Here is a 21781-nt window from a genome sequence, read left to right on the forward strand (position 1 = left end):
TTTTTTCAGGACGTTACAAATAAAAAAATTACATATTTCTACGGTACTGTCCGCCTACTTCGAATAAGGCAGAAGTGATTTGTCCTAATGAACAAACTTTGGTTGCTTCCATCAACACTTCAAAAATATTTTGATTGTTAATAGCCGCTTGTTGTGCAGTTTCTAATGCACTTTCAGCTTGTTGTTCATTAATTTTATTCAAGTTTTCTTTAGTTTTAATTTGAAATTGTTTTTCCTCTTCTGTTGCACGAATAACCTCCGCAGGAACCACTGTTGGCGAACCTTTTGAACTTAAGAACGTATTTACACCAATAATTGGGAACGTTCCGTTGTGTTTCAATGTTTCGTAATACAATGATTCTTCCTGAATTTTAGAACGTTGATACATCGTTTCCATCGCTCCTAAAACGCCACCACGTTCTGTAATACGATCAAATTCTTGTAAAACTGCTTCTTCTACTAAATCCGTTAATTCTTCAATTATAAATGAACCTTGAATTGGATTTTCGTTCTTCGCTAAACCTAATTCTTTATTGATAATCAACTGAATAGCCATTGCACGGCGAACCGATTCTTCTGTTGGCGTTGTAATTGCTTCATCGTACGCATTGGTATGTAACGAGTTACAGTTGTCGTAAATCGCATATAAAGCTTGCAACGTCGTACGAATATCGTTGAAATCAATTTCTTGCGCGTGTAACGATCGACCCGAAGTTTGAATATGGTATTTCAACATTTGTGCACGTTCGTTAGCTCCGTATTTATTTTTCAAGGCTTTTGCCCAAATTTTACGCGCCACACGACCAATTACTGAATATTCTGGATCGATACCATTGGAGAAGAAAAACGATAAGTTTGGCCCAAACGCATTGATATCCATTCCGCGAGATAAATAATACTCAACATACGTAAATCCGTTAGCTAACGTAAACGCTAACTGCGTAATAGGATTCGCTCCTGCTTCAGCAATATGGTAACCCGAAATAGAAACCGAATAAAAATTACGTACATTTTGATTGATGAAATATTCTTGCACATCGCCCATTAAACGCAACGCAAATTCTGTTGAGAAAATACACGTATTTTGTGCTTGGTCTTCTTTTAAAATATCTGCCTGAACAGTTCCACGAACCTGAGCTAACGTATTTTTCTTAATTTCAGCATAAACTTCTGCAGGTAAAACCTGATCACCAGTTACACCCAAAAGCATTAACCCCAAACCATCATTTCCTTCTGGTAAATCGCCATTATAACGAGGTCTTTCCAAACCTTTGTCTTCGTAAATAGCTTTGATTTTTGCTTCAATTTCAGTTTCTAAACCATTTTCTTTGATGTATTTTTCACAATTTTGATCAATTGTGGCATTCATAAAGAAACCTAACAACATAGGCGCAGGACCGTTAATCGTCATAGAAACCGAAGTAGCTGGATGTGATAAATCGAAACCAGAATATAATTTCTTCGCATCATCTAAACAACAAATCGAAACTCCAGCATTACCAATTTTTCCGTAAATATCAGGACGATGACCTGGATCATTTCCATACAAAGTTACCGAATCAAACGCTGTAGACAAACGCTTTGCTGGCATTCCTTTCGATACATAATGGAAACGACGATTGGTACGCTCTGGTCCACCTTCACCCGCAAACATACGCGTTGGATCCTCACCTTCACGTTTAAATGGATATAATCCCGAAGTAAAAGGAAACTCACCCGGTACGTTTTCTTGTAAAACCCAACGTAAAATATCGCCCCAAGCTTCGTACTTTGGCAATGCAATTTTAGGGATTTGTAAATGCGATAAAGACTCAGAATGTGTCTGAATTTTAATTTCTTTATCACGCACTTTAAATGTATAAACTGGATTTTTATATTTGTTTACCTTTTCGTCCCAAGTCGTGATTACTTCCCAGTTGAAAGGATCTAAATTCATTTTTAATTTATCAAATTCAGCTAAAAGAATTTTAACTAAATCTGCATTTTCAGTTCCAGAAATATCAATTCCGTGTTGAGAAATTGTTGGCTTTTTTCCAGAAAGTGTTTCAATTGTTTTAAAGAAACCATATAGTTTTTGAGCTACATCTCTCTGTGCATTTGCACGAACATCATATCCACGATTATTTTCAGCAATCTCTGATAAATAACGCGTTCTTGATGGTGGAATAACAAAGATTTTCTCTGACATTTCTTTTGTAATTTGAAAAGAAGATTTCAAATCTGCATTTGTTTTTTCAACCACTTTATCAATGATTGATTGGTATAATTGATTGGTTCCTGGATCGTTAAATTGTGAAGCAATTGTTCCAAAAACAGGCATTTCATCAGGATTTATATCCCAAAGATTATGATTACGTTGGTATTGTTTTTTTACATCGCGTAAGGCATCTAACGCACCACGTTTATCGAATTTATTAATCGCCACAATGTCAGCAAAATCTAACATATCAATCTTCTCTAATTGCGTTGCAGCACCAAATTCTGGCGTCATGATATACAATGAAGCATCAGAATGATCTAAAATTTCGGTATCTGACTGACCAATTCCAGAAGTTTCTAAAATAATCAAATCATATTTCGCAGCTTTCAACACCTGAATCGCTTCCTCCACATATTTCGATAACGCTAAATTTGATTGACGAGTAGCCAGCGAACGCATATAAACACGAGGATTGTTGATAGAATTCATTCGAATACGATCTCCTAACAAAGCACCACCCGTTTTCTTTTTTGATGGATCGACAGAAACCAAAGCAATTGATTTTTCTGGAAAATCAATCAAAAAACGACGCACTAATTCATCTACCATAGACGATTTTCCTGCTCCTCCTGTTCCCGTAATTCCTAAAACCGGTGCAGATTTATCAGCTACTTTATCGAAATCAAATGCCTTCAAAAAATCTTCTTCACGATTTTCTGCCAACGAAATTAGTCGCGCAATCGTCGTGATATCTTTATCTTCTAATGATTGATAAACATCTTTTCCTTCTGGCAATTCTAATGGCCCTGTCGGAAAATCTGCTTTCTCCACCATATCATTAATCATTCCTTGCAAACCTAATTCGCGACCATCATCAGGAGAGTATAAACGTGTAATTCCGTAATCCATCAACTCTTTAATTTCTGACGGTAAAATTACTCCACCTCCACCTCCAACGATGCGGATATGACCCGCTCCTTTTTCTTGAAGCAAATCGTACATATATTTGAAATATTCGTTGTGACCTCCTTGATAAGATGTCATTGCAATTGCATTTGCATCTTCTTGTATCGCAGTATTTACAACATCTTCAACCGATTTATCGTGACCTAAATGGATTACCTCGCAACCCGTTGCTTGAATAATGCGACGCATAATATTAATCGACGCATCATGCCCATCAAACAAAGCAGCAGCAGTTACAATACGTACTTTGTTTTTAGGAGTGTATACTTCTTGTATTGGATGTACAAACTTTTCTTTCTTTTCTTCTTGAGTAATTTGTGACATTTATTTGTGATTTTGATTTTTTATGACTCTTGCTAAGATAACATAAATTTCAATGTTTTTCGTGCAGATAAAATTATCATATTCAATAAAATATTAATGTTTTATTAATAAATCACTATAATTTATATTGATTTATTTACAATATATTATTAACTTTAAAGAGAACTATTTTAGAATTCTACTTATGAATACTTATTCTCTAAAAGATCTATCAGATCTGTCAAGACTAGATGAACAAATGATTGTTTTATGGGATAAAAAGTTCAAATTGTTTAACGAGGATAAGATTGATAAAAATTCATTATTTAACCACGATCACTTAAAAAAAGTTATTATTATTTCTTTTTTAATTGAATCAAACAAAAAATATACAGTAGAAAATTTAAGTGTAAAATCACTTTCAGAAATACAACTTTTATCCGAATTTGAAATTCAAAATTATATCCAGAAAAACAAAAGTTATGAACCAATTATTGTGTTATTAATCTGTTCTTGTTTTTCATATGATACACGTTTCTTTGACGCTATTCTTACACTTTGTTTCAATAAAATTGGAATCGAAAAATGTTGTATAGATATTGTTTTTCCTTTTTTAAGCAAAATGTCTATCATTATGGAAAAGTATACTATTCAAGAATCGGTTATTTCGTTTTCTAAAAACCTAATTAGAAAACATCTTTTTTATTTGATTAAATCAATTCCATATTCAGATCAAAATTCTCGTAAATGGCTTTTATTTTTACCTGAAAAAGAAAATGAAGATTTAGAATTAATTTATACTCATCTTCTTTTAAAAATTAATAACGAAAAAGGAATTTATTTAGGGGAAAATCAGAGTTTAAATTCTATTTTAGAATGTATTGAAAATACTCAAATAACACATATTTTTATTTATATCTCTAAAAATTATGATTCCACTTCTCTTGAAATTTATCTCGAATCAATCACGAAAAATCTTCCAAATGTTACCATTTTTGTAGCTACTTATACTATTCTAAAAGAAAAAATAACCGAAAAAGTTCCGTATATAAACGTAAACACCCCAACAGCTTTTAATTCTTATTTACAAAAAATTATGGCGATGTAAATTATTTACTTTTGATTTCCCAATTTATAGGTTGTAGATTCTTACTTTTCAAAAAATTATTAGTTTTCGAAAAAGGTTTACTTCCCCAAAAACCTCTGTAAGCTCCTAATGGAGAAGGATGAGCAGATTCTATAACAACATGCTTATTTCGGTCAATTTTTGCTCCTTTTTTTTGAGCATAAGCTCCCCAAAGTATAAAAACTAAATTTTCTTTTTGATCAGAAAGCTTCTGTATTACAGCATCTGTAAATATTTCCCAACCTTTTTTCTGGTGCGAACCTGCCTTAGAAGCTTCAACCGTCAATGTTGCATTTAATAATAATACACCTTGTTTAGCCCATGTTTCCAAATTTCCAGAAGTAGAAATTCTTATTCCTAAATCATCATTCAACTCTTTATAAATATTTTGCAAACTTGGAGGTAATTTAATTCCATCGACAACCGAAAAAGACAAACCATTTGCTTGTCCAATCCCATGATAAGGATCTTGACCAATCAAAACCACTTTAACATCATCAAAAGGCGTATAATCTAATGCAGAAAATATTTTGGATGCGGGAGGATATATTGTTTTTGTTTCATACTCATTTCGTACAAAATCTGTCAATATTTTAAAGTAATCTTTTTCAAATTCATTCTTTAAAACTTCTTTCCAAGAAGCATCTAATTTCACATCCATTTTCATATATTTATACAGAAACAAAATTAACCAATTTTAACCTCTATGAAAAAGTTTCTTTACCTAATTCCCTTTTTTATACTAAATTCTTGTATAGATTTTGCTGATGATGATCCTTATGATTTAGGCCGGAAAATTGAAAATAATATAAATCCGACAATCAATTCCGAAACTTTAACTATTGATTTAAAACCAAATGAAACTAAAAAATCAGTTTTCAGAAGTAGCAAAGCAAATACTAACACAGATCAAATGACATATATTAATAAGGTCAAAATTAATGTCATTCACTTTGATCGGTCATAAAAAATCACGGATTTCAAAGTATTTCATGATTTTGAATTTGTCGAAATTTTATCCGTAATTTTGCGTTAATGCAAATATCAGAACAAACTTTAAAAGATTTAGAATTTAATGCGGTTCAAAAAGAAATCGCAGAATTTGCTTATACAGAAAAGGTTGAGGCACTTATTTTTAACTTAAAACCTTATCAGGATCACCAACTTTTGGTACAAGATCTACAAACGACAAACGAATATTTAACAAGTTTCGAGACGGGAAATCGTTTTCCGTTTTCAGAATATTATATTTTAGATGAAAATCTAAACCGATTAGAAATTGAGAATTATTATTTGCCTGCAGAAGAATTCTTCAAAATCAAGGCAAATACGCTTCAAGTGAAAGAAATCTTGAAATATTTGACAGCTTTCAACGAATATGCACCTGTTTTGTTTGAGAAAGCTTCAACGATTACTTACGAAAAAAATATCATAAAATTAATCGATCAAGTATTCAATAAATTTGGAGAAATCAAGGACGACGCAAGTCCTGAACTGAAAATTGTACGCGATCGTTTGCGTCATTTGAATGGACGAATTACCGAATTATTCAATAAATCGATGTCTTATCATTCGGATTATTTGGATGACATTCGTGAATCTGTTGTTGGAAATCGTCGCGTTTTGGCCGTTAAATCTGCTTTGAGAAAACGTGTGAAAGGGCAATTTTTAGGTACTTCTAAAACTGGATCGATTACGTTTATTGAGCCAGAAAGTGTACAAAATCCTCGTCGTGAATGGGAAGAATTAAAAGAAGAAGAAAAACATTTGGTTATTCAGATTTTATTAGATTTAACTGCTCAAATTGCAGAATACAAACCAAATCTTGAAGAATATCAAACGTTTTTAGAATACATCGATTTTACACAAGCGAAAGCAAATTATGCTTTTTTGATTAATGGAATTTTACCTCAACTTTCTGAGAATCGAATTATCAAATTAGTCGATGCTTATCATCCTGTTTTATTTTTAAACAATAAAAGAAAAGCTCAAAAAACGATTCCGCAGAGTTTAGAAATTAACGAAGATTGTCGAATTATCATTATTTCTGGTCCAAATGCTGGAGGAAAATCAATTACGTTAAAAACAATTGGTTTACTTCAAATTATGATTCAGAGTGGTGTTTTAGTTCCTGTAAAAGATCAAAGTCAATTTGGATTTTTTAATCAAATTTTCACAGATATTGGAGATAATCAATCCATTGAAAATCATTTATCAACATACAGTTATCGTCTAAAACAAATGTCCTATTTCTTGAAGAATGCAGACGATAAAACATTATTGTTAGTTGATGAATTTGGGACAGGTTCTGATCCAGAATTGGGTGGAGCTTTGGCCGAAGTTTTCTTTGAAGAATTTTATGAACGTAATTCTTTCGGTGTTTTTACGACGCATTATACAAATATCAAATTGAGCGCAGAAAGTTTGCCAGAAGCGATAAATGCTTGTATGTTGTTTGATAAAAAAACATTGGAACCACTTTATCGTTTGGAAATTGGACAAGCCGGAAGTTCATTTACATTTGAGGTTGCTGAGAAAAATAAAATTCCGTTTCGTTTGATTAATCGTGCGAAGAAAAAAGTTGAACGTGAAAAAGTGAGTTTGGATAAAACTATTTTAAAACTTCAACAAGAAAAATTTGAAATTCAGAAAACAAAAGATCATGTTGAAGAGTTGCGCGAAACAAATCTTGAGCACAACGAAAAATTAGAGCAAACGAATGAAAAAATTCAGCAAAAACTATATGATTTTCAGCAATTATATGATCGCGAGCAAAAACGTTTGAAACTTGGAGAACGTATTTCAGACATGGCGGATTCTTACTTGAAAACGAAAAATAAAAAGCAAATGATTTCGAATTTCTTGAAATTAATTGAAATGGAAAACTCGAAAAAAACGAAAGAAGTTCAACGATTAAAGAAAATTGAAAAGATTGTAGAGAAAGAAGTTAAACGCGAGTTAAAAGAAAATTCAGAAACAATTTCTCAACAAAAAGAAGTCATCGAAAAGAAAGAAAAAGCAGCTACTCAGAAAAAAATTGATGCGTTGAAAGTTGGTGATCGTGTCAAAATTCATGGTTCGTCTAGTGTTGGAACAATTGATAAGATAAAAAAAGAAATTGTTTTTGTAAATTACGGTTTATTTACAACTCAAATCAATGTTAATGAGGTATATAAAATTTAGTTTTTTCGTTTAATTAAAAAGTTTTCAATCTTGTTTGTGGCAAGATGATGACATTAAACACTATTCTTGTTCTTTTATAATAGATGTAACAAATTGAAATAACACATTGAGTGATTGTAAATATATAGTTACTATCAACAATCGAGGAATGATGAATGAAAAAGGTATTTTTTAATTTAAGTTTAAGAATTCTTCAAAAATTTACACAAAAAATTCAGCTATATAAACTGTTAAATCTGGTGTTAATAATATTCCGGTTGAAATTAGCAACTGTAATTATGAAGATGAAATAATCGAAGTTTGTTTTATGCAATACAAATAACACACGATATATAAATTATTTATAAAAGATTAATTACCCAAACTTTATTTCTAAATATTACTAATTGTGCATTCGCACAAACGAATAATAACTGGGGTTGGTTAATTGGAAATTGGGGAGGAATTGGTATTGGAAAACCTGGCGAAGGAAAAGGAACTTTTTCTTTTGGTCATCAATTAAATAACAATATTATTGTCCGAAAAAGTCATTCTGAATATCCTTCACGAGATTCTAAAAAAATGACAGTATATGATGATTTACTGGTTGTTTATTTAGATGAAAATAAAAATTTATCGAAAGCTATTTATTTTGATAACGAAGGTCATGTTATCAATTATTCGATTACTTATCCCGAAAAAAAGATTACATTTCTGAGTGAAACAAAACCCAATCAACCCATATTTAGATTGATTTACTCGCTACTCGAAAATAATGAAGTTAACACAGCTTTTGAAATTTCAATGGATGGAAAAAATTTTAATACCTATATCGAAAGAAAAATTAAAAAAATATAAAACGAAAAAGGTTAGTGAATTCACTAACCTTTTTCGTTTTAATATCTTAATCTTTCTCTATGCCTTGTGAACTTATCATTAAATCATAATTATCACAGTCGTTTTTAAATAAAATTTAATTCATTTTAAATAATCATCAACATAATGAATATCATTCTTTAGGGTAAATAATCTTCGTAAATTAGCGTATAAATAAGATAAAAAGGCTGTTGTATTGAATTTCAATAGAATATTAACTCAATAATTATTATTAATCATATATCATAAATATAATTTATAGTATAATCTATATTTGAAATTGAAAATATATGGACAGTTTAAAATATCAGTCTAAATTTGTATCAGTAAAAGAGATAAAAACTATTACAAGTTTTATCACATCGAGAAGTAAAAAACAAAATATAAAAAATTAAAATTATGTCATTAGTAGGAAAAAAAGCGCCTTTATTCACAGCGCCAGCAGTAATTGATGGAGACGAAATCGTAGAAAACTTTTCAATGCCAATCGGAGAGAAAAACATCGTTTTATTCTTCTACCCAAAAGATTTTACATTTGTTTGTCCAACAGAATTACACGCATTCCAAGCTAAATTAGCTGAATTCGAAAAAAGAGATGCTGTTGTAATCGCTGCTTCTTGTGATTCAGAAGAAACTCACTTAGCGTGGTTAAACACTGCAAAAGATAACGGAGGTATCGAAGGTGTTACTTACCCAATCGTTGCTGACTTAGCAAAAACTATCGCTATGGATTACGGAGTTTTAGCTGGTGAGTATGTTTACAATGAAGAAAATGATTCTTTAAAATTTGAAGGAGCTCCAGTTGCTTACCGTGGTACTTTCATCATCGACAAAAATGGTGTTGTTCGTCACGAAACAATCAACGATTTACCATTAGGACGTAACATCGATGAGTATGTACGTTTATTAGATGCAATTTTACACGTTGAGAAATATGGTGAAGTTTGTCCAGCAAACTGGGAAGAAGGAAAAGATGCTATGAACGCTACTAAAGATGGTGTAGCTTCTTACTTAGCTTCTCACTAAAAATAACTTGAAAATCTTTTGATTTTCAAAATTCACGAAGAGGCTGTCTAAAAAATTTGACAGGAGATTTTAACGAATTCATTTTCAATAAAAATCACTAAGCTCAACACTTAGACAGCCTTTTTTATACCCAATTTTTAACTTATAAAAATTAATAAAATGTTTGCAGAATTAGAACAAGATAACTTAGCACAAGTAGTTGCTGATAACAATATAGTAATTGTACAATATGGTGCTGGATGGTGTGGAAACTGCCGTTTAGTAAAACCAAAATTCAAAAAATTAGCGGCTGAATATGAAGGTCAAGCTGAGTTTTTATATGTTGATGCTGAAAAATTAGTAGAATCAAGAAAATTAGCTGAAGTTCCAAATTTACCAACTTTCGCGGTTTTCAAAGGAGGAGAAAATGTAGGACAAGTAACTGCGTCTAAAATTGATGCTGTAAAAGAATTGATCAATGAAGTTGCCGGTATTTAAGAATTTAGCAAAAAACGTTTCTATTGAAGCAATGGAAACAGCTTTAGAAGTTTTGGAAGTTTATGCTGATTCTCCAGCTGTAAAGGAGCCAGAACAAGAAGTAATTGGAGAAATGATTTCTAACATTTGTGGAGCTATGGAAATGAAGCAAATGATGGAAGAAGAAGGATTGGACGAGCGTACTGCTGCCAATACTTTTATGCAACGCGTAATGGGTTCGATTGATAAATAATTTTATCAATTAGTTAGTATAGAAAAAGGATTTCAATTGAAATCCTTTTTTGGTTTTATATAATTAATGTTGAATCCTATAAATAATCTTCAATATCACCCTTACCTTCACGTAAAACCTCTACTCCATCCGTCATATCAACAACAGTAGACGCAATATTATCTCCATAACCACTATCAATGACAGCATCTACAAGCTTCTCCCATTTTTCAAAAATCAATTCAGGATCTGTTGTATATTCTACAATTTCATCTTCATCATAAATAGAAGTTGAAGCAATAGGATTTCCTAATTTTTCGACAATCATTTGCGGAACAGCATGATCTGGAACACGAATACCAACCGTTTTTTTACCTTTGTAAGCAACAGGTAAATTGCGCGATGCATTCATGACAAATGTAAAAGGACCTGGTAAAGCGCGTTTCAAAATTTTGAACGTACTGTTATCAATTGGTAAAGTATATTGTGACAAATGGCTTAAATCATTACAAACAATAGAAAAATGAGATTTTTCAAGTTTAACACCTTTCAATCGAGCAAGTTTCTCCATTGCTTTAATATTCGTAATATCACATCCTAATCCATACACAGTATCGGAAGGATAAATAATTAAACCTCCATTTTGTAAAATCTTAACCACTTGATCAATCGCTTTTTCTTGTGGATTTTCTGGATGAATTCTGATATAATCTGCCATTTGTAAATCTTTATTCAAAGATACGAAATAGTTAACAATTCTTTTCGAAATCTATTCTATCTCCTAACCTTTAGCTAAACCTATTATTTTCTTAACTATTGTGACAAGTACCACAACCAATAATCCTGCAATCAAAGCAATCAAAGCTTCGCTAATCATCATTGGAATTGCTGTAGGTAAATGATGATGAATATAATCGATGTTATGAACAAATATCCCGCCTGAAACCAATAAAAGCGCAACAGTCCCTACAAATCCTAAAATTTTGATCACATATGGTAATGCATCAACCAAAAAATGTCCTAATTTAGAAACAGCTCCTTTGTCGTGTGATGCTTTTATCAGTTTAAAACCTGCATCATCCATACGAACAATTAAGGTTACAATCCCGTAAACACCAATGGTTGCTAAAATTGCAATAAACGAAACTGTAAAAACTTGTGTCAACATTGGTTGTTCCAAAACTGTACTCAATGCAATAATCACAATTTCTATCGAAAGGATAAAGTCCGTAATAATCGCAGATTTCACTTTTGATTTTTCCGAAACTTGCTTCTTATCTTCTACTTTATCTTCATGAATAACTTCTGAACCTTTTTTTGGACGGTGAAAAATAAACTCGATTATTTTCTCTACACCTTCAAAAGCTAAATAAAAACCTCCCAAAATCAAAACATATTTTATCACTTCTGGCATATAATGATTTAGTGTCAAAACAATTGGAACAATGATCAATTTATTGATAAAAGAGCCTTTTGTTATTGCCCATAAAACTGGTATTTCGCGCGAAGATAAAAATCCCGTTGCTTTCTCAGCATTTACAGCCAAATCATCTCCTAAAATCCCTGCTGTTTTACTCGCTGCTACTTTACTTGTAACCGCTACATCATCCATCAATGCTGCAATATCATCTAAAATTGCAAATATTCCTGAAGCCATATTATTGTTATTTTTTGGTTCGTAAAAGTAAAAAAAAATGTCAAATCTTTATAGATTATTTTTATGTTCTTTCGACGATTCATTTCAAGTAAATTGCACTCCAAATTCTGACTATAAACCTGATTAATTTTAAACTAAATTAAGTCCTTTCGGAAACTAATCATTAATTTTAAAGAGAAATATATTAAGCTTATAAAATGGAAAATTCTTTCGGTCAGTTAAAGAAACATATTCAAATTTTCACTTCAATTTCTGAAGAAGAATTTCACGATTCAGTCCAATATTTTGAGAAATTTTCGGTGAAGAAAAAAGAAATGATTCATAAAGCTGGAACAGTTTGTACGTACAATTATTTTATTATTTCTGGATGTATTCGATTATTTTTCATCAATGAAAAAGGTGTAGAACAAACCATTGATTTTGCTATCGAAAATTGGTGGTTGACAGATTTGTTTTCTTACATTAATCAACAAAGTTCTGAGTTTTATATTCAAGCTGTAGAAAATGCAATTATTATGAAAATGAGTAAAACGAACGAAGAAATTTTATGCGAAAAACATCCTATTTTCAATTCGTATTTCAAACAAATTTATCAAAAAGCAAATGCTACTGCTCAAATGCGTTCCAAATATTTGAAAGAGTTTTCGAAAGAGGAGTTTTATCTTCACTTCAAGAAAAATTTTCCTGAGTTTTTACAACGTGTTCCGCAATATTTATTAGCTTCTTATTTAGGTTTCACACCCGAATATTTAAGCGAAATCCGAAAGAAAGAGTTTTCTTAAACCAGTTTAATTTTATTGAATAAATAATCAACGAACTTTGTAAAAAATTAAGAAATGAAATCACGATTAAACATTCAAAAATTAGAACCAAAAGCTTACGAAGCAATGTATGGTCTAGAGAATTATTTAGCAAATTCTGAATTAGATAAATTACATTTAGAACTTATTAAAATCAAAGCTTCACAAATCAATGGTTGTGCTTTTTGTATTAATATGCACACCAAAGACGCGATGAAATTAGGCGAAACAAATCAACGTATTTTTTTGTTGAATGCGTGGCGAGAAACGACACTTTTTACAGAAGAAGAGCGTGTGATATTGGAGATGACAGAAGAAATTACAAATATTAGTCAACATGGTTTATCAGAAGAAACTTATCAAAAAGCATTAACACTTTTTTCTGAAAATTATATTGCGATTATCATTATTGCAATTACCACGATTAATGCTTGGAATAGAATTGCAATCAGTTCTCATATGACGGTTTAAAATTTTAGCTTCAGAAATCTGAAGCTTTTTTTGTGCTAAAAATCGGCTTTCGGATTAAAATAGTTTATTTTTGAGTCTTGAAGTAAAATTGATATGAATATTTACGATTTAATTGTTGACGATAAGGAAGAAATTTCTTTGAATGATGTTTTTTTAGATGATCAAAATCTTGCTCAAGTAAAACAACTTATCAAAGAACATAGATATATAGAGGAATTGAGTAAATATAATTTACCTGTCAATAATAAAATTTTGTTGCATGGATTTTCAGGTTGTGGAAAAACAACAACTGCAAAAGCAATTGCAAATGAAATCGGAAAACCAATATTGATTTTGAATTTAAGTAATATTGTTTCATCAAGAATTGGTGAAACTTCGCAAAATATTCGAATGCTTTTTGATAAAGCTGCTCGTGAAAAAGCAATTCTATTTTTGGATGAGTTTGACCAAATCGGAAAAGCGCGTGGAAATGATGACAAAGATGTTGGCGAAATGCGTCGTTTAGTGAACACAGTAATTCAATTAATTGATTATTTGCCACAAAATTCGTTGTTGATAGCCGCAACAAATCATCCACATATTATTGATGTTGCATTGTTGAGAAGATTTCAATTAAAAATTGATTTCAAAATGCCAACTTCTGAAATGTTAGATGTTTATTATGATAAACTTTTAAACGATTTACCAAAAGATATTCAATCACTCAAACGAAAATATAACGTTTCATTTGCAGAAGCTAAAGATTATGCACTTACAAACGCAAAAGCATTACTGATTGAAAAATTAGAACGTCAAGCAAATTCTTAAAACCAAAATATGGAAGACGAATTAATTTATTTCAGAGAACTTTTGGACACTGATGTAGCACGACTTTTCGAAATTTATTCGAATGCAAAAGCCATGAAATACCGCGAAACCGCTCCAATGAAAACAATCGAAGATTCGTACAAAATGCTGGAAAGAGATAAAGAAAAAAAGAATTCTGGATATGAATTTCGTTTTGCTGTTATCGAAAAATCTTCTGAAACCTTGATTGGTACTGTGATGTTTCAACCTGTTCACGACAAAGCGATTATTGGCTATTCGATTGATGAACAATTTTGGAACAGAGGTTACGCAACACGAATCATCAATCTGATTTCGAAAGAGTTGAAATCGAGAAAATATATGCTGATTGAAGCTTGGGTGAAAAAAGAAAATATCGCCTCGTCTAAAGCCTTATTAAAAAATAATTTTCAACAGATTTCGCAAACAATTTATCCGAAAAATCATCTTTTTCAATTAAGATTTACTTATTCTTAAGTTTTACTTAAGATAAGTCTTTAAGCATTAATTTCTAAAATCATCGTCCTAATTTTGTAACAGAATAAAATTTCTGGTCATGATTTTTACTATTTTTCTCCTATTTATTGGAGCTATTTTAGCATTTTGGATAAGTGCAATTTGTGGCGGTGGCGCAAGTTTAATCTTAATTCCAATCCTCAATCTTATTATTCCAACTTCGTTAGTCCCTTTTTCGTTAACAATCGGAACATTTACAAGTTCTGCCTCTCGAATAGCGGCTTTCAGAAAATCTGTACATTGGAAAATCTTCTTTTGGTTCGTGCCATTTTCGATTCCAGCAGTTTTAATGGGCGCTTATTTAATCAAATTTATCAACCCAATTTATTTACAAATTATTGTAGCTGTATTATTGATTTCAAATGTTCCACAATTATTTCTAAACAAAAAACAACAAGACAATGAAGAAAAACCTTCACCAAAATATATTTTGGCCATTGTTGGTTTTTTAGCTGGATTCGTTTCTGGAATAACAGGAGCAATAGGTTTATTATTCAATAGATTTTATTTAAAATATGGATTAACAAAAGAAGAAATTATTGCAACGCGAGCTGCCAACGAAATTATACTTCATATCATAAAATTAATCATTTATATTGTTCTTGCTTTATACTCAAAGAACGCATTATTACTTGGATTGACGATTGCAATTGCCTCAATTATTTCTTCTTATACGGTCAAATATATTTTACCTTATTTTAGCGATTTTATTTTCAGAAAAGTTGGCTATGCAGCGATGGTTATTTCTGGAATTACACTTTTTTATACAAGTTCCCAAAAAATCATTCAAGAAGATAAAGTTCAACTTACAACAACAAGTAAAGGTGACGAAAATGAAACCACTTTAAAATGGCGAAACAGCGATTTTGTGATGGAATATTCGTTAGATGGTGAATTTGAGATTGAACGTCCAATTCAACCGAATGAATTACCTAAAAATTTATTAAAGAAATACAATGAAATTTTACCTAATTACGATAAAATCCATCTCGAAAAAGTATTCAGAATTGGAGAAGATAGTTATGAGTTTTATTGTTACAAAGACAATAAACTGACCAAATTTGAACTGAAAGAATAGAAGATTGAACAATTAATTTTTACGAAACATTATTTTTGATAAATTATTCTTAAGTTTAACCAACATTACTATAAAAAATTTATGAATACAAAAGATAATCCCAAACTAATACGAGCTTGGATTTCTTACGACTGGGCAAATTCTGTTCATTCTTTAGTTATTGCCTCTGCTATTTTTCCGGTTTATTACACTTTAATGACCTATGATGCGAACGATCACCCAATTAAATTTTTAGGATTATTACCAGAGTCCGCATTCAATTTTTCATTGGCAATTGCTTTCTTTTTTGTGATTGTTTTGTCTCCTGTTTTATCTTCAATTGCAGATTTAATCGGAAATAAAATAAAATTTCTTCGCTTTTTTTGCTATTTAGGATCTTTCTCATGCATCGGAATGTTTTTCTTTACATCAAGCGATTTAGTTTGGTTAGCTTTATTACTCAATATCACTGCAAGCATAGGTTTTTGGGGAAGTTTAGTTTTTTACAACGCCTATTTACCAGAAATTGTCTCAGACGAAAAAATGGACAAAGTTTCGGCGCAAGGTTATATGTTTGGTTATATTGGTTCTGTCATTTTATTGACGATTTGTTTGGCAATGATACAATTCGCCCCAGAAGAACAACAAGCAATGTTTACTCGAATAAGTTTCTTATTAACAGGAATTTGGTGGTTAGGATTTGGACAAATTGCATTAAGTAAATTACCAAACCACAAATATGATCGCGAAATTCCAAAAGATATCATCAAATCGAGTTTTAGAAATTTAAAACATACCTTCAAAGATCTTAATCAATACAAAAATATTCGTGTTTTTTTGGCTGGATTTTTCTTTTACAGTTTAGCAATGCAAACTATCTTTTTGATGGCGGCAATGTTTGGAAGTTCAGAAATAGGAATGGAATCTTCAGAATTGATTATGACCATTTTATTAATTCAAATTGAAGCTGTTTTAGGTGCATGGTTATTCTCTTTTCTATCAGGAAAAATAGGAAATAAGAAAACCTTATTAATCGGGATTTTTATCTGGATTATTACATGTATTATTGGTTATTTGATTAATAAAAATGATCCTAATGTAAAAACTCAATTTTACGTAATGGCTGCAATGGTTGGTCTTGTAATGGGAGGTTTGCAAGCTTTATCACGTTCTACATACGCCAAATTATTACCAGAAACAGAAGATACTACAACCTATTTTAGCTTTTACGATGTTTTCGAAAAATTTGCCTTATTTTTAGGTTTAGTTATTTATGGATTATTGATTGAATATTCTGGCGGAATGAAAGCTTCGGCACTTGCAATGGGCGTTTCGTTTGCGATTAGTTTCGTTATTTTATTGTTCTATAAAATGGAAAAGAAGTAAAGTCATTTATATCAAATAAAAAAATAAACCCCAATATTTTAAATCAATATTGGGGTTTATTTTTAACAATTTACAATCTTCCTTTTTCCGAACTACTTTTTGATTGTTCTATTGTGAATGATTTTCCGAAATTGTATCGAATTCCAACACGATAATAGCGAGCGGATTGTCCTGTATAAACAAATTTTGTATCGTTACTAAAACTTTGATCTTGCCAAGCTCTATCTTTAAATACATTGTTCACATTAAACGAAACCTCGAATTTTTTATCCAAAAATAACGCTCTCAAACCAAAAGCTGTACTCCAATTAGCGCGACTTCTTGACATGGCATCAATTGTTTTTGTTGTATAATTTGTGGTATGATTAAACAATAATGTTTTCGATTTATTCAATTCTAAATTATTTGTCAAACGAAATTCTCCATTAAATCCATCCAATACATAATTGTATTCAGGAATAATTCCTTTTGTTTTCTTGTAATACAAATCAATCGTTCCATTGACTTTCCACCATTTTACAAGCTTGAAATTTAGATTTTCACTAATTCCAAAACTCTCCGAATCAGCATAATTATATGGAATCCAATTTTGTGTATTTTCTGTTGGATTTACAACCACAATTTGATTGATTTCATCCGTAGAATTTCTGTAATATAATGTTGTAACTGCCAAATCTTTGTATGCATATTCCAACTCATAATTATACGAATAAGAAGGTTTTAATTTCGGATTTCCTTCGGCAAAAGAATAAGGAGAATAAATGGTACGAAACGGATTCAATTGTCCCATAAAAGGTCGATCAATACGACGCCCAACATTAATACTTAACGAATGATTTTCAGCAGGTTTATACATCAAATAAGCGGTTGGAAATAATCCATCATATTTATAGGTATCATGTTGATTTTCTTGCGGAGAAAAACCTTTTGCATCTGTATTTTCGTATCTCAAACCAACTTTTGCAGACCATTTTTCTGAAATATCTTTTTCAATACTCGCATAAAAAGCCAAAATATTTTCGTCATAATAAAAACCATTACTCAACTTTTCATCATAAACAGGCGACCCAGAAGATGTGTTGTAAAATAAATTATCGCTATTATTTTTCGTCCAACTATAACGTCCACCATAATTTAGTTTCCAAGTATTAACGGGATGTTCCATATCAATATTCAAACTATAATTATTTGCTTTTTGGTCGGACAAACTTTTATTTCCTTGATATTCTGTTTTATTTTCAACATCTTCTGAATTAAAAAATCGGTTTGAAGTTACACTTGTATTGTTATTATTAAAATTTACCCAATCAAAATCAAATGTCAGTTTTTTTCCGATCGTATCCATTTTATAAATCACATGATAATTCAGCGTATTGTATTTCGTGTTTCCTTTGCTTCCATTTCGATCATTCAGAATATAACTCAACAATTCATTTTTATCCAAACTATTTATCGTTGTTTTCGTGCCACCAGTTCCTTTTCGATTTCCAGCATATAAATCAACCGTAAAACCAGTCGTCAATTTATCTGAAACTTTATAATCCAATCCTAATTTTCCGCCAATATTTCTATTTTTTCCACTATTTTTTTCTCTTTCAGTCCAAACTTCATTAGTCTTTCTAAAATAAATATCAGATTGTCCAATTCCATCATATTCACCAAAACCACCAAAAATATTCGAAACTAAAGTCCATTTATTTTTTCGGTAATTAAACGATGCACTATTGTTCCAATATGGTTTGTTATAATGTTGCAATGATGACGACAAACTTCCATTCCACGAGTCTTTTTTGCCTGATTTCAGTACAATATTGAGAATTCCACTATTTCCTATTGCTTGATATTTTGCGGGTGGATTTGTAATTACTTCAATTTTCTCAATATCATCTGCACGAAGCGTTTTTAAATAATTTGTCAATTGATCACCAGACATTTCCAATAAACGATCGTCCACCATCACACGCAAATTACTTTTACCAATTATCGAAACTACATCATTATCAACCTTTACACGAGGCGCCAATTTTAGCAAATCTAATGCATCTCCGCCTTTTGCTCCCTCCGCTAAATCAGCATTAAAAACAAGTCGATCAACTTTCTTTTCTATTAATTTTTTCTGACTCTTTACAACCGTTTCATTTAATGTAATATTTTCAGTTTTAGGAAGAATAATAACGCCTAAATCCTGATTTTTTCCACATAAAATCGTTTGAGTATGAAGCAAAACACCAGCTTCTTCTATTCGAAACATATAATTTCCTTCGGCTAAATCAACTGTAAAACTTCCTTTATCATCAGTTGAAATTTCTTCAATAATTTGATCATCTTTCAGAATAATCACATCTGCTAGACTAACAGGCATTTGATTCGTATATTGCAAGCTTCCTTTATATTGTTGTTGCGCAAAAATCGAGGTCGAGGCAAATAATAAAATTGGTATATATAATTTAGACATATTAGGTTTGTTTACTATAATGACGTGTGAATTACAGAAAAGTTACATAGAAAATGAATAATAATTGAATTTGTCTTTAAAAAATAAATTAACAATGATTTAATATTTAAAGAATTTTACTACATTTCAAAAAATAATTTTAACCGATTAAAAAAATATAAATGAATGGATTTTAATGAATTAAAAAACAAATTAGTGCAATCAACCAAACAAGCCTTTTTGAAAATTTATAACGAAAATCCTTCCCAAGACCTTTACGCTTTTGCCTTGTGCAATAACGACTCGAAAATAGCTATTCATCCTTCGGCAAATTCTGTAGAACATTTGGAAAAAGTTTCGGATGAAGACGATTTTTGTTACTACAAATACGAGCCTTCTGAATGGAAATATGATTATTTAGGAGCTGAAAATTCTTTTCAAGAAATCAATCAAATGTGTAAAGAAATCGTTGATGAACACGACGATGACGAAGATTGGTTTTATCAATTTCAGAATAAAATTAATGAAAAATGTATCGAAGTTTTAGAAGAATTAAAGAATGAAAATTTCTTTTCTAAATTAATTGGTAAAGATATTTTCTTAAACTTTTCTGTAATTGATGATGATTTGAACAAAGAAAAACAACAAAAAATTATTACGCAATTGAATGATAATTCGTACAAAGAAGATTATTTTGAATGGATGACAACTTGGGGTAAAAACAAAAAAAGAGCTTTATAAAAAGCTCTTTTTTTGTTTGATAATATTTCTTCTAAAAGTTTAGATTTCTTTTCTCAATCTCGCAACCGGAATATTTAGTTGTTCGCGATATTTTGCAATTGTACGACGAGCAATTGGATAACCTTTTTCTTTTAAAATTTCGGTTAATTTTTCGTCTGTCAAAGGTTTACGTTTGTCTTCATCTGCAATTACATCTTGTAAAATTCGTTTAATTTCGCGCGTCGAAACTTCTTCACCTTCATCATTTGTTAACGATTCTGAGAACAAATCTTTTATCAAAAATGTTCCGTAAGGCGTTGTGACATATTTAGAATTCGCTACACGAGAAACTGTCGAAATATCCATTCCAATTCTGTCTGAAATATCTTTTAAAATCATCGGTTTAATTTTCGTTTCATCTCCTGTTAAGAAATACTCTTTTTGAAATTTCATAATCGCTTCCATCGTGTATAAAAGCGTGTTACGGCGTTGCTGAACCGCATCAATAAACCATTTCGCAGAATCTAACTTTTGTTTGACAAACATCACAGCTTCTTTCTGTTGATTCGATTTATTTTCGGTTTTTTTGTATGTATCTAACATTTCTGCAAACGCACTCGAAATTTTCAATTCTGGTACATTACGTCCATTTAACGACAATTCTAAATCGCCATCGTTGATATGAATCGTAAAATCTGGCGTTATTTGCTCTACAATTTTACTACTACTCGAAAATGATTTTCCTGGTTTTGGATTCAAACGTTCAATCTCCGAAATTGCATCACGCAACTCATCATCATCCGCATCATATTTTGCCATCAATTTCGAATAATGCTTTTTCGTAAATGCATCAAACGATTCTGAAATTAATTTTTCTGCTAACTCTACTGCTTCTGTTTGATTTTTATTTTCTAATTGAATCAATAAACATTCTTGCAAATCACGTGCACCTACACCAACTGGATCCATTCGTTGAATATAATTAATCAACAAATTTTCGACCTCTTCTGGCGAAGTGTAAATATTTTGCGAGAATGCTAAATCGTCAACCAACGATTTAATATCACGACGCATATAACCATCATCGTCAATATTTCCTAAGATAAATTCAGCAATTTGAAATTGTTCCGAAGTTAATCGATTCGTATATAATTGTGATGTCAAAAACTCGATAAAGCTCTCTCCTTGCGCGTAAGGAACAGATTTATCTTCGTCATCATCACTATAATTATTCGTATACGTTTTATAATTTGGGATGTCATCATCGCTCAAATAATCATCAATATTGATGTCACTTGTGTCAATCACTTGCTCGTCGCCAAAATCATCACTCTGATTGTCCCATTCTTCCTGTTCTCCTCCGTAATCTTCATCATATTCAGAAGATTGATCATCCAAAGCAGGGTTTTCTTCCAACTCTTCCTTTACGCGTTGTTCAAAAGCAACCGTAGGAAGTTGAACCAACTTCATTAATTGGATTTGTTGTGGCGATAGTTTTTGTTGTAATTTTAAATTTAATTCCTGCTTTAACATATTTTGGGTTTTGGCTTATATAAAAAACGGATTTA

At 31.0% G+C, this 21781-nt stretch carries 19 protein-coding genes; 13 read left to right on the plus strand and 6 right to left on the minus strand.

Going from position 1 to position 21781, the window contains the following annotated elements; genetic code table 11:
- Positions 1 to 28 precede the first annotated feature (28 nt).
- Positions 29 to 3490: a methylmalonyl-CoA mutase family protein gene (locus tag B3M86_RS00700; protein WP_291076257.1), complete on the minus strand. Its 3462-nt coding sequence runs from the start codon at positions 3488 to 3490 to the stop codon at positions 29 to 31.
- Between the two features lie 184 nt (positions 3491 to 3674).
- On the opposite strand from B3M86_RS00700, the gene B3M86_RS00705 reads away from it, so the two are divergent.
- Complete coding sequence (locus tag B3M86_RS00705) at positions 3675 to 4577, plus strand: hypothetical protein (RefSeq protein WP_280049674.1); 903 nt, start codon at positions 3675 to 3677, stop codon at positions 4575 to 4577.
- A gap of 1 nt (position 4578) precedes the next feature.
- On the opposite strand, the gene B3M86_RS00710 is transcribed toward B3M86_RS00705, so the two are convergent.
- A complete protein-coding gene (locus B3M86_RS00710; RefSeq protein WP_219034364.1) occupies positions 4579 to 5256 on the minus strand; it encodes a uracil-DNA glycosylase in 678 nt (225 codons plus the stop codon).
- 374 nt (positions 5257 to 5630) lie between these two features.
- On the opposite strand from B3M86_RS00710, the gene B3M86_RS00715 reads away from it, so the two are divergent.
- The 5 genes from B3M86_RS00715 to B3M86_RS00735 all read left to right on the plus strand — a co-directional run bounded on the left by B3M86_RS00715 (position 5631) and on the right by B3M86_RS00735 (position 10368).
- A complete protein-coding gene (locus B3M86_RS00715; RefSeq protein ID WP_286495176.1) occupies positions 5631 to 7778 on the plus strand; it encodes an endonuclease MutS2 in 2148 nt (715 codons plus the stop codon).
- Between the two features lie 561 nt (positions 7779 to 8339).
- A complete protein-coding gene (locus B3M86_RS00720) occupies positions 8340 to 8615 on the plus strand; it encodes a hypothetical protein (protein ID WP_219034361.1) in 276 nt (91 codons plus the stop codon).
- Positions 8616 to 9032: 417 nt separating this feature from the next.
- Positions 9033 to 9659 (plus strand): peroxiredoxin, encoded by a 627-nt coding sequence (locus B3M86_RS00725; protein ID WP_038336698.1) that lies wholly within the window; start codon positions 9033 to 9035, stop codon positions 9657 to 9659.
- A gap of 159 nt (positions 9660 to 9818) precedes the next feature.
- On the plus strand, positions 9819 to 10136 hold the full coding sequence (locus B3M86_RS00730; protein WP_286495177.1) for a thioredoxin family protein: 318 nt from the start codon (positions 9819 to 9821) through the stop codon (positions 10134 to 10136).
- A complete protein-coding gene (locus B3M86_RS00735) occupies positions 10117 to 10368 on the plus strand; it encodes a DUF6952 family protein (protein ID WP_038336694.1) in 252 nt (83 codons plus the stop codon). Before B3M86_RS00730 ends, B3M86_RS00735 begins: the two co-directional genes overlap by 20 nt.
- Positions 10369 to 10444: 76 nt before the next feature.
- On the opposite strand, the gene B3M86_RS00740 is transcribed toward B3M86_RS00735, so the two are convergent.
- On the minus strand, positions 10445 to 11065 hold the full coding sequence (locus B3M86_RS00740) for an L-threonylcarbamoyladenylate synthase (protein ID WP_219034359.1): 621 nt from the start codon (positions 11063 to 11065) through the stop codon (positions 10445 to 10447).
- Between the two features lie 63 nt (positions 11066 to 11128).
- The gene (locus B3M86_RS00745) at positions 11129 to 12004 is read right to left on the minus strand and encodes a DUF808 family protein (protein ID WP_115000953.1); all 876 of its coding nucleotides are present in this window, start codon (positions 12002 to 12004) and stop codon (positions 11129 to 11131) included.
- Between the two features lie 197 nt (positions 12005 to 12201).
- Between B3M86_RS00745 and B3M86_RS00750 the strand changes: the two genes are divergently transcribed.
- The 6 genes from B3M86_RS00750 (at position 12202) to B3M86_RS00775 (ending at position 17059) form a co-directional block, all read left to right on the plus strand.
- Positions 12202 to 12786, plus strand: a complete 585-nt coding sequence (locus tag B3M86_RS00750) for a Crp/Fnr family transcriptional regulator (RefSeq protein ID WP_291076255.1) — start codon at positions 12202 to 12204, stop codon at positions 12784 to 12786.
- A 54-nt stretch (positions 12787 to 12840) separates the two neighbouring features.
- Positions 12841 to 13275, plus strand: a complete 435-nt coding sequence (locus B3M86_RS00755) for a carboxymuconolactone decarboxylase family protein (RefSeq protein ID WP_286495181.1) — start codon at positions 12841 to 12843, stop codon at positions 13273 to 13275.
- Between the two features lie 93 nt (positions 13276 to 13368).
- Positions 13369 to 14082 carry an AAA family ATPase gene (locus tag B3M86_RS00760; protein ID WP_115000956.1) on the plus strand — a complete coding sequence of 238 codons (714 nt, stop codon included), beginning with the start codon at positions 13369 to 13371 and terminating at the stop codon, positions 14080 to 14082.
- Positions 14083 to 14091: 9 nt separating this feature from the next.
- Entirely contained in the window at positions 14092 to 14577 is a 486-nt protein-coding gene (locus tag B3M86_RS00765) for a GNAT family N-acetyltransferase (RefSeq protein ID WP_286495182.1), read from the plus strand.
- A 79-nt stretch (positions 14578 to 14656) separates the two neighbouring features.
- A complete protein-coding gene (locus B3M86_RS00770) occupies positions 14657 to 15694 on the plus strand; it encodes a sulfite exporter TauE/SafE family protein (protein ID WP_286495183.1) in 1038 nt (345 codons plus the stop codon).
- Positions 15695 to 15775: 81 nt separating this feature from the next.
- Positions 15776 to 17059 (plus strand): MFS transporter, encoded by a 1284-nt coding sequence (locus B3M86_RS00775; protein ID WP_280061172.1) that lies wholly within the window; start codon positions 15776 to 15778, stop codon positions 17057 to 17059.
- 70 nt (positions 17060 to 17129) lie between these two features.
- Here B3M86_RS00775 and B3M86_RS00780 read toward each other — a convergent pair whose 3' ends face one another.
- A complete protein-coding gene (locus B3M86_RS00780; protein ID WP_291049202.1) occupies positions 17130 to 19514 on the minus strand; it encodes an outer membrane beta-barrel family protein in 2385 nt (794 codons plus the stop codon).
- Positions 19515 to 19679: 165 nt separating this feature from the next.
- Here B3M86_RS00780 and B3M86_RS00785 point away from each other — a divergent pair, with 165 nt between their 5' ends.
- Positions 19680 to 20234: a DUF4303 domain-containing protein gene (locus tag B3M86_RS00785; protein WP_084106915.1), complete on the plus strand. Its 555-nt coding sequence runs from the start codon at positions 19680 to 19682 to the stop codon at positions 20232 to 20234.
- Positions 20235 to 20273: 39 nt separating this feature from the next.
- Here the strand turns inward: B3M86_RS00785 and rpoN are convergent, their stop codons facing one another.
- Entirely contained in the window at positions 20274 to 21746 is a 1473-nt protein-coding gene (gene rpoN / locus B3M86_RS00790; protein ID WP_115000980.1) for an RNA polymerase factor sigma-54, read from the minus strand.
- Positions 21747 to 21781: the final 35 nt, after the last annotated feature.

It is taken from the genome of Empedobacter sp. UBA6305, assembly GCF_002440405.1.
GTDB classification, from domain to species: Bacteria; Bacteroidota; Bacteroidia; order Flavobacteriales; family Weeksellaceae; genus Empedobacter; species Empedobacter falsenii_B.

Excerpts from the sequence above, each read along its gene's own strand:
- B3M86_RS00700 (WP_291076257.1), bottom strand. The coding sequence starts at position 3,490 with ATGTCACAAATTACTCAAGAAGAAAAGAAAGAAAAGTTTGTACATCCA.
- B3M86_RS00705 (WP_280049674.1), top strand. The coding sequence starts at position 3,675 with ATGAATACTTATTCTCTAAAAGATCTATCAGATCTGTCAAGACTAGAT.
- B3M86_RS00710 (WP_219034364.1), bottom strand. The coding sequence starts at position 5,256 with ATGGATGTGAAATTAGATGCTTCTTGGAAAGAAGTTTTAAAGAATGAA.
- B3M86_RS00715 (WP_286495176.1), top strand. The coding sequence starts at position 5,631 with ATGCAAATATCAGAACAAACTTTAAAAGATTTAGAATTTAATGCGGTT.
- B3M86_RS00720 (WP_219034361.1), top strand. The coding sequence starts at position 8,340 with ATGACAGTATATGATGATTTACTGGTTGTTTATTTAGATGAAAATAAA.
- B3M86_RS00725 (WP_038336698.1), top strand. The coding sequence starts at position 9,033 with ATGTCATTAGTAGGAAAAAAAGCGCCTTTATTCACAGCGCCAGCAGTA.
- B3M86_RS00730 (WP_286495177.1), top strand. The coding sequence starts at position 9,819 with ATGTTTGCAGAATTAGAACAAGATAACTTAGCACAAGTAGTTGCTGAT.
- B3M86_RS00735 (WP_038336694.1), top strand. The coding sequence starts at position 10,117 with ATGAAGTTGCCGGTATTTAAGAATTTAGCAAAAAACGTTTCTATTGAA.
- B3M86_RS00740 (WP_219034359.1), bottom strand. The coding sequence starts at position 11,065 with ATGGCAGATTATATCAGAATTCATCCAGAAAATCCACAAGAAAAAGCG.
- B3M86_RS00745 (WP_115000953.1), bottom strand. The coding sequence starts at position 12,004 with ATGGCTTCAGGAATATTTGCAATTTTAGATGATATTGCAGCATTGATG.
- B3M86_RS00750 (WP_291076255.1), top strand. The coding sequence starts at position 12,202 with ATGGAAAATTCTTTCGGTCAGTTAAAGAAACATATTCAAATTTTCACT.
- B3M86_RS00755 (WP_286495181.1), top strand. The coding sequence starts at position 12,841 with ATGAAATCACGATTAAACATTCAAAAATTAGAACCAAAAGCTTACGAA.
- B3M86_RS00760 (WP_115000956.1), top strand. The coding sequence starts at position 13,369 with ATGAATATTTACGATTTAATTGTTGACGATAAGGAAGAAATTTCTTTG.
- B3M86_RS00765 (WP_286495182.1), top strand. The coding sequence starts at position 14,092 with ATGGAAGACGAATTAATTTATTTCAGAGAACTTTTGGACACTGATGTA.
- B3M86_RS00770 (WP_286495183.1), top strand. The coding sequence starts at position 14,657 with ATGATTTTTACTATTTTTCTCCTATTTATTGGAGCTATTTTAGCATTT.
- B3M86_RS00775 (WP_280061172.1), top strand. The coding sequence starts at position 15,776 with ATGAATACAAAAGATAATCCCAAACTAATACGAGCTTGGATTTCTTAC.
- B3M86_RS00780 (WP_291049202.1), bottom strand. The coding sequence starts at position 19,514 with ATGTCTAAATTATATATACCAATTTTATTATTTGCCTCGACCTCGATT.
- B3M86_RS00785 (WP_084106915.1), top strand. The coding sequence starts at position 19,680 with ATGGATTTTAATGAATTAAAAAACAAATTAGTGCAATCAACCAAACAA.
- rpoN (WP_115000980.1), bottom strand. The coding sequence starts at position 21,746 with ATGTTAAAGCAGGAATTAAATTTAAAATTACAACAAAAACTATCGCCA.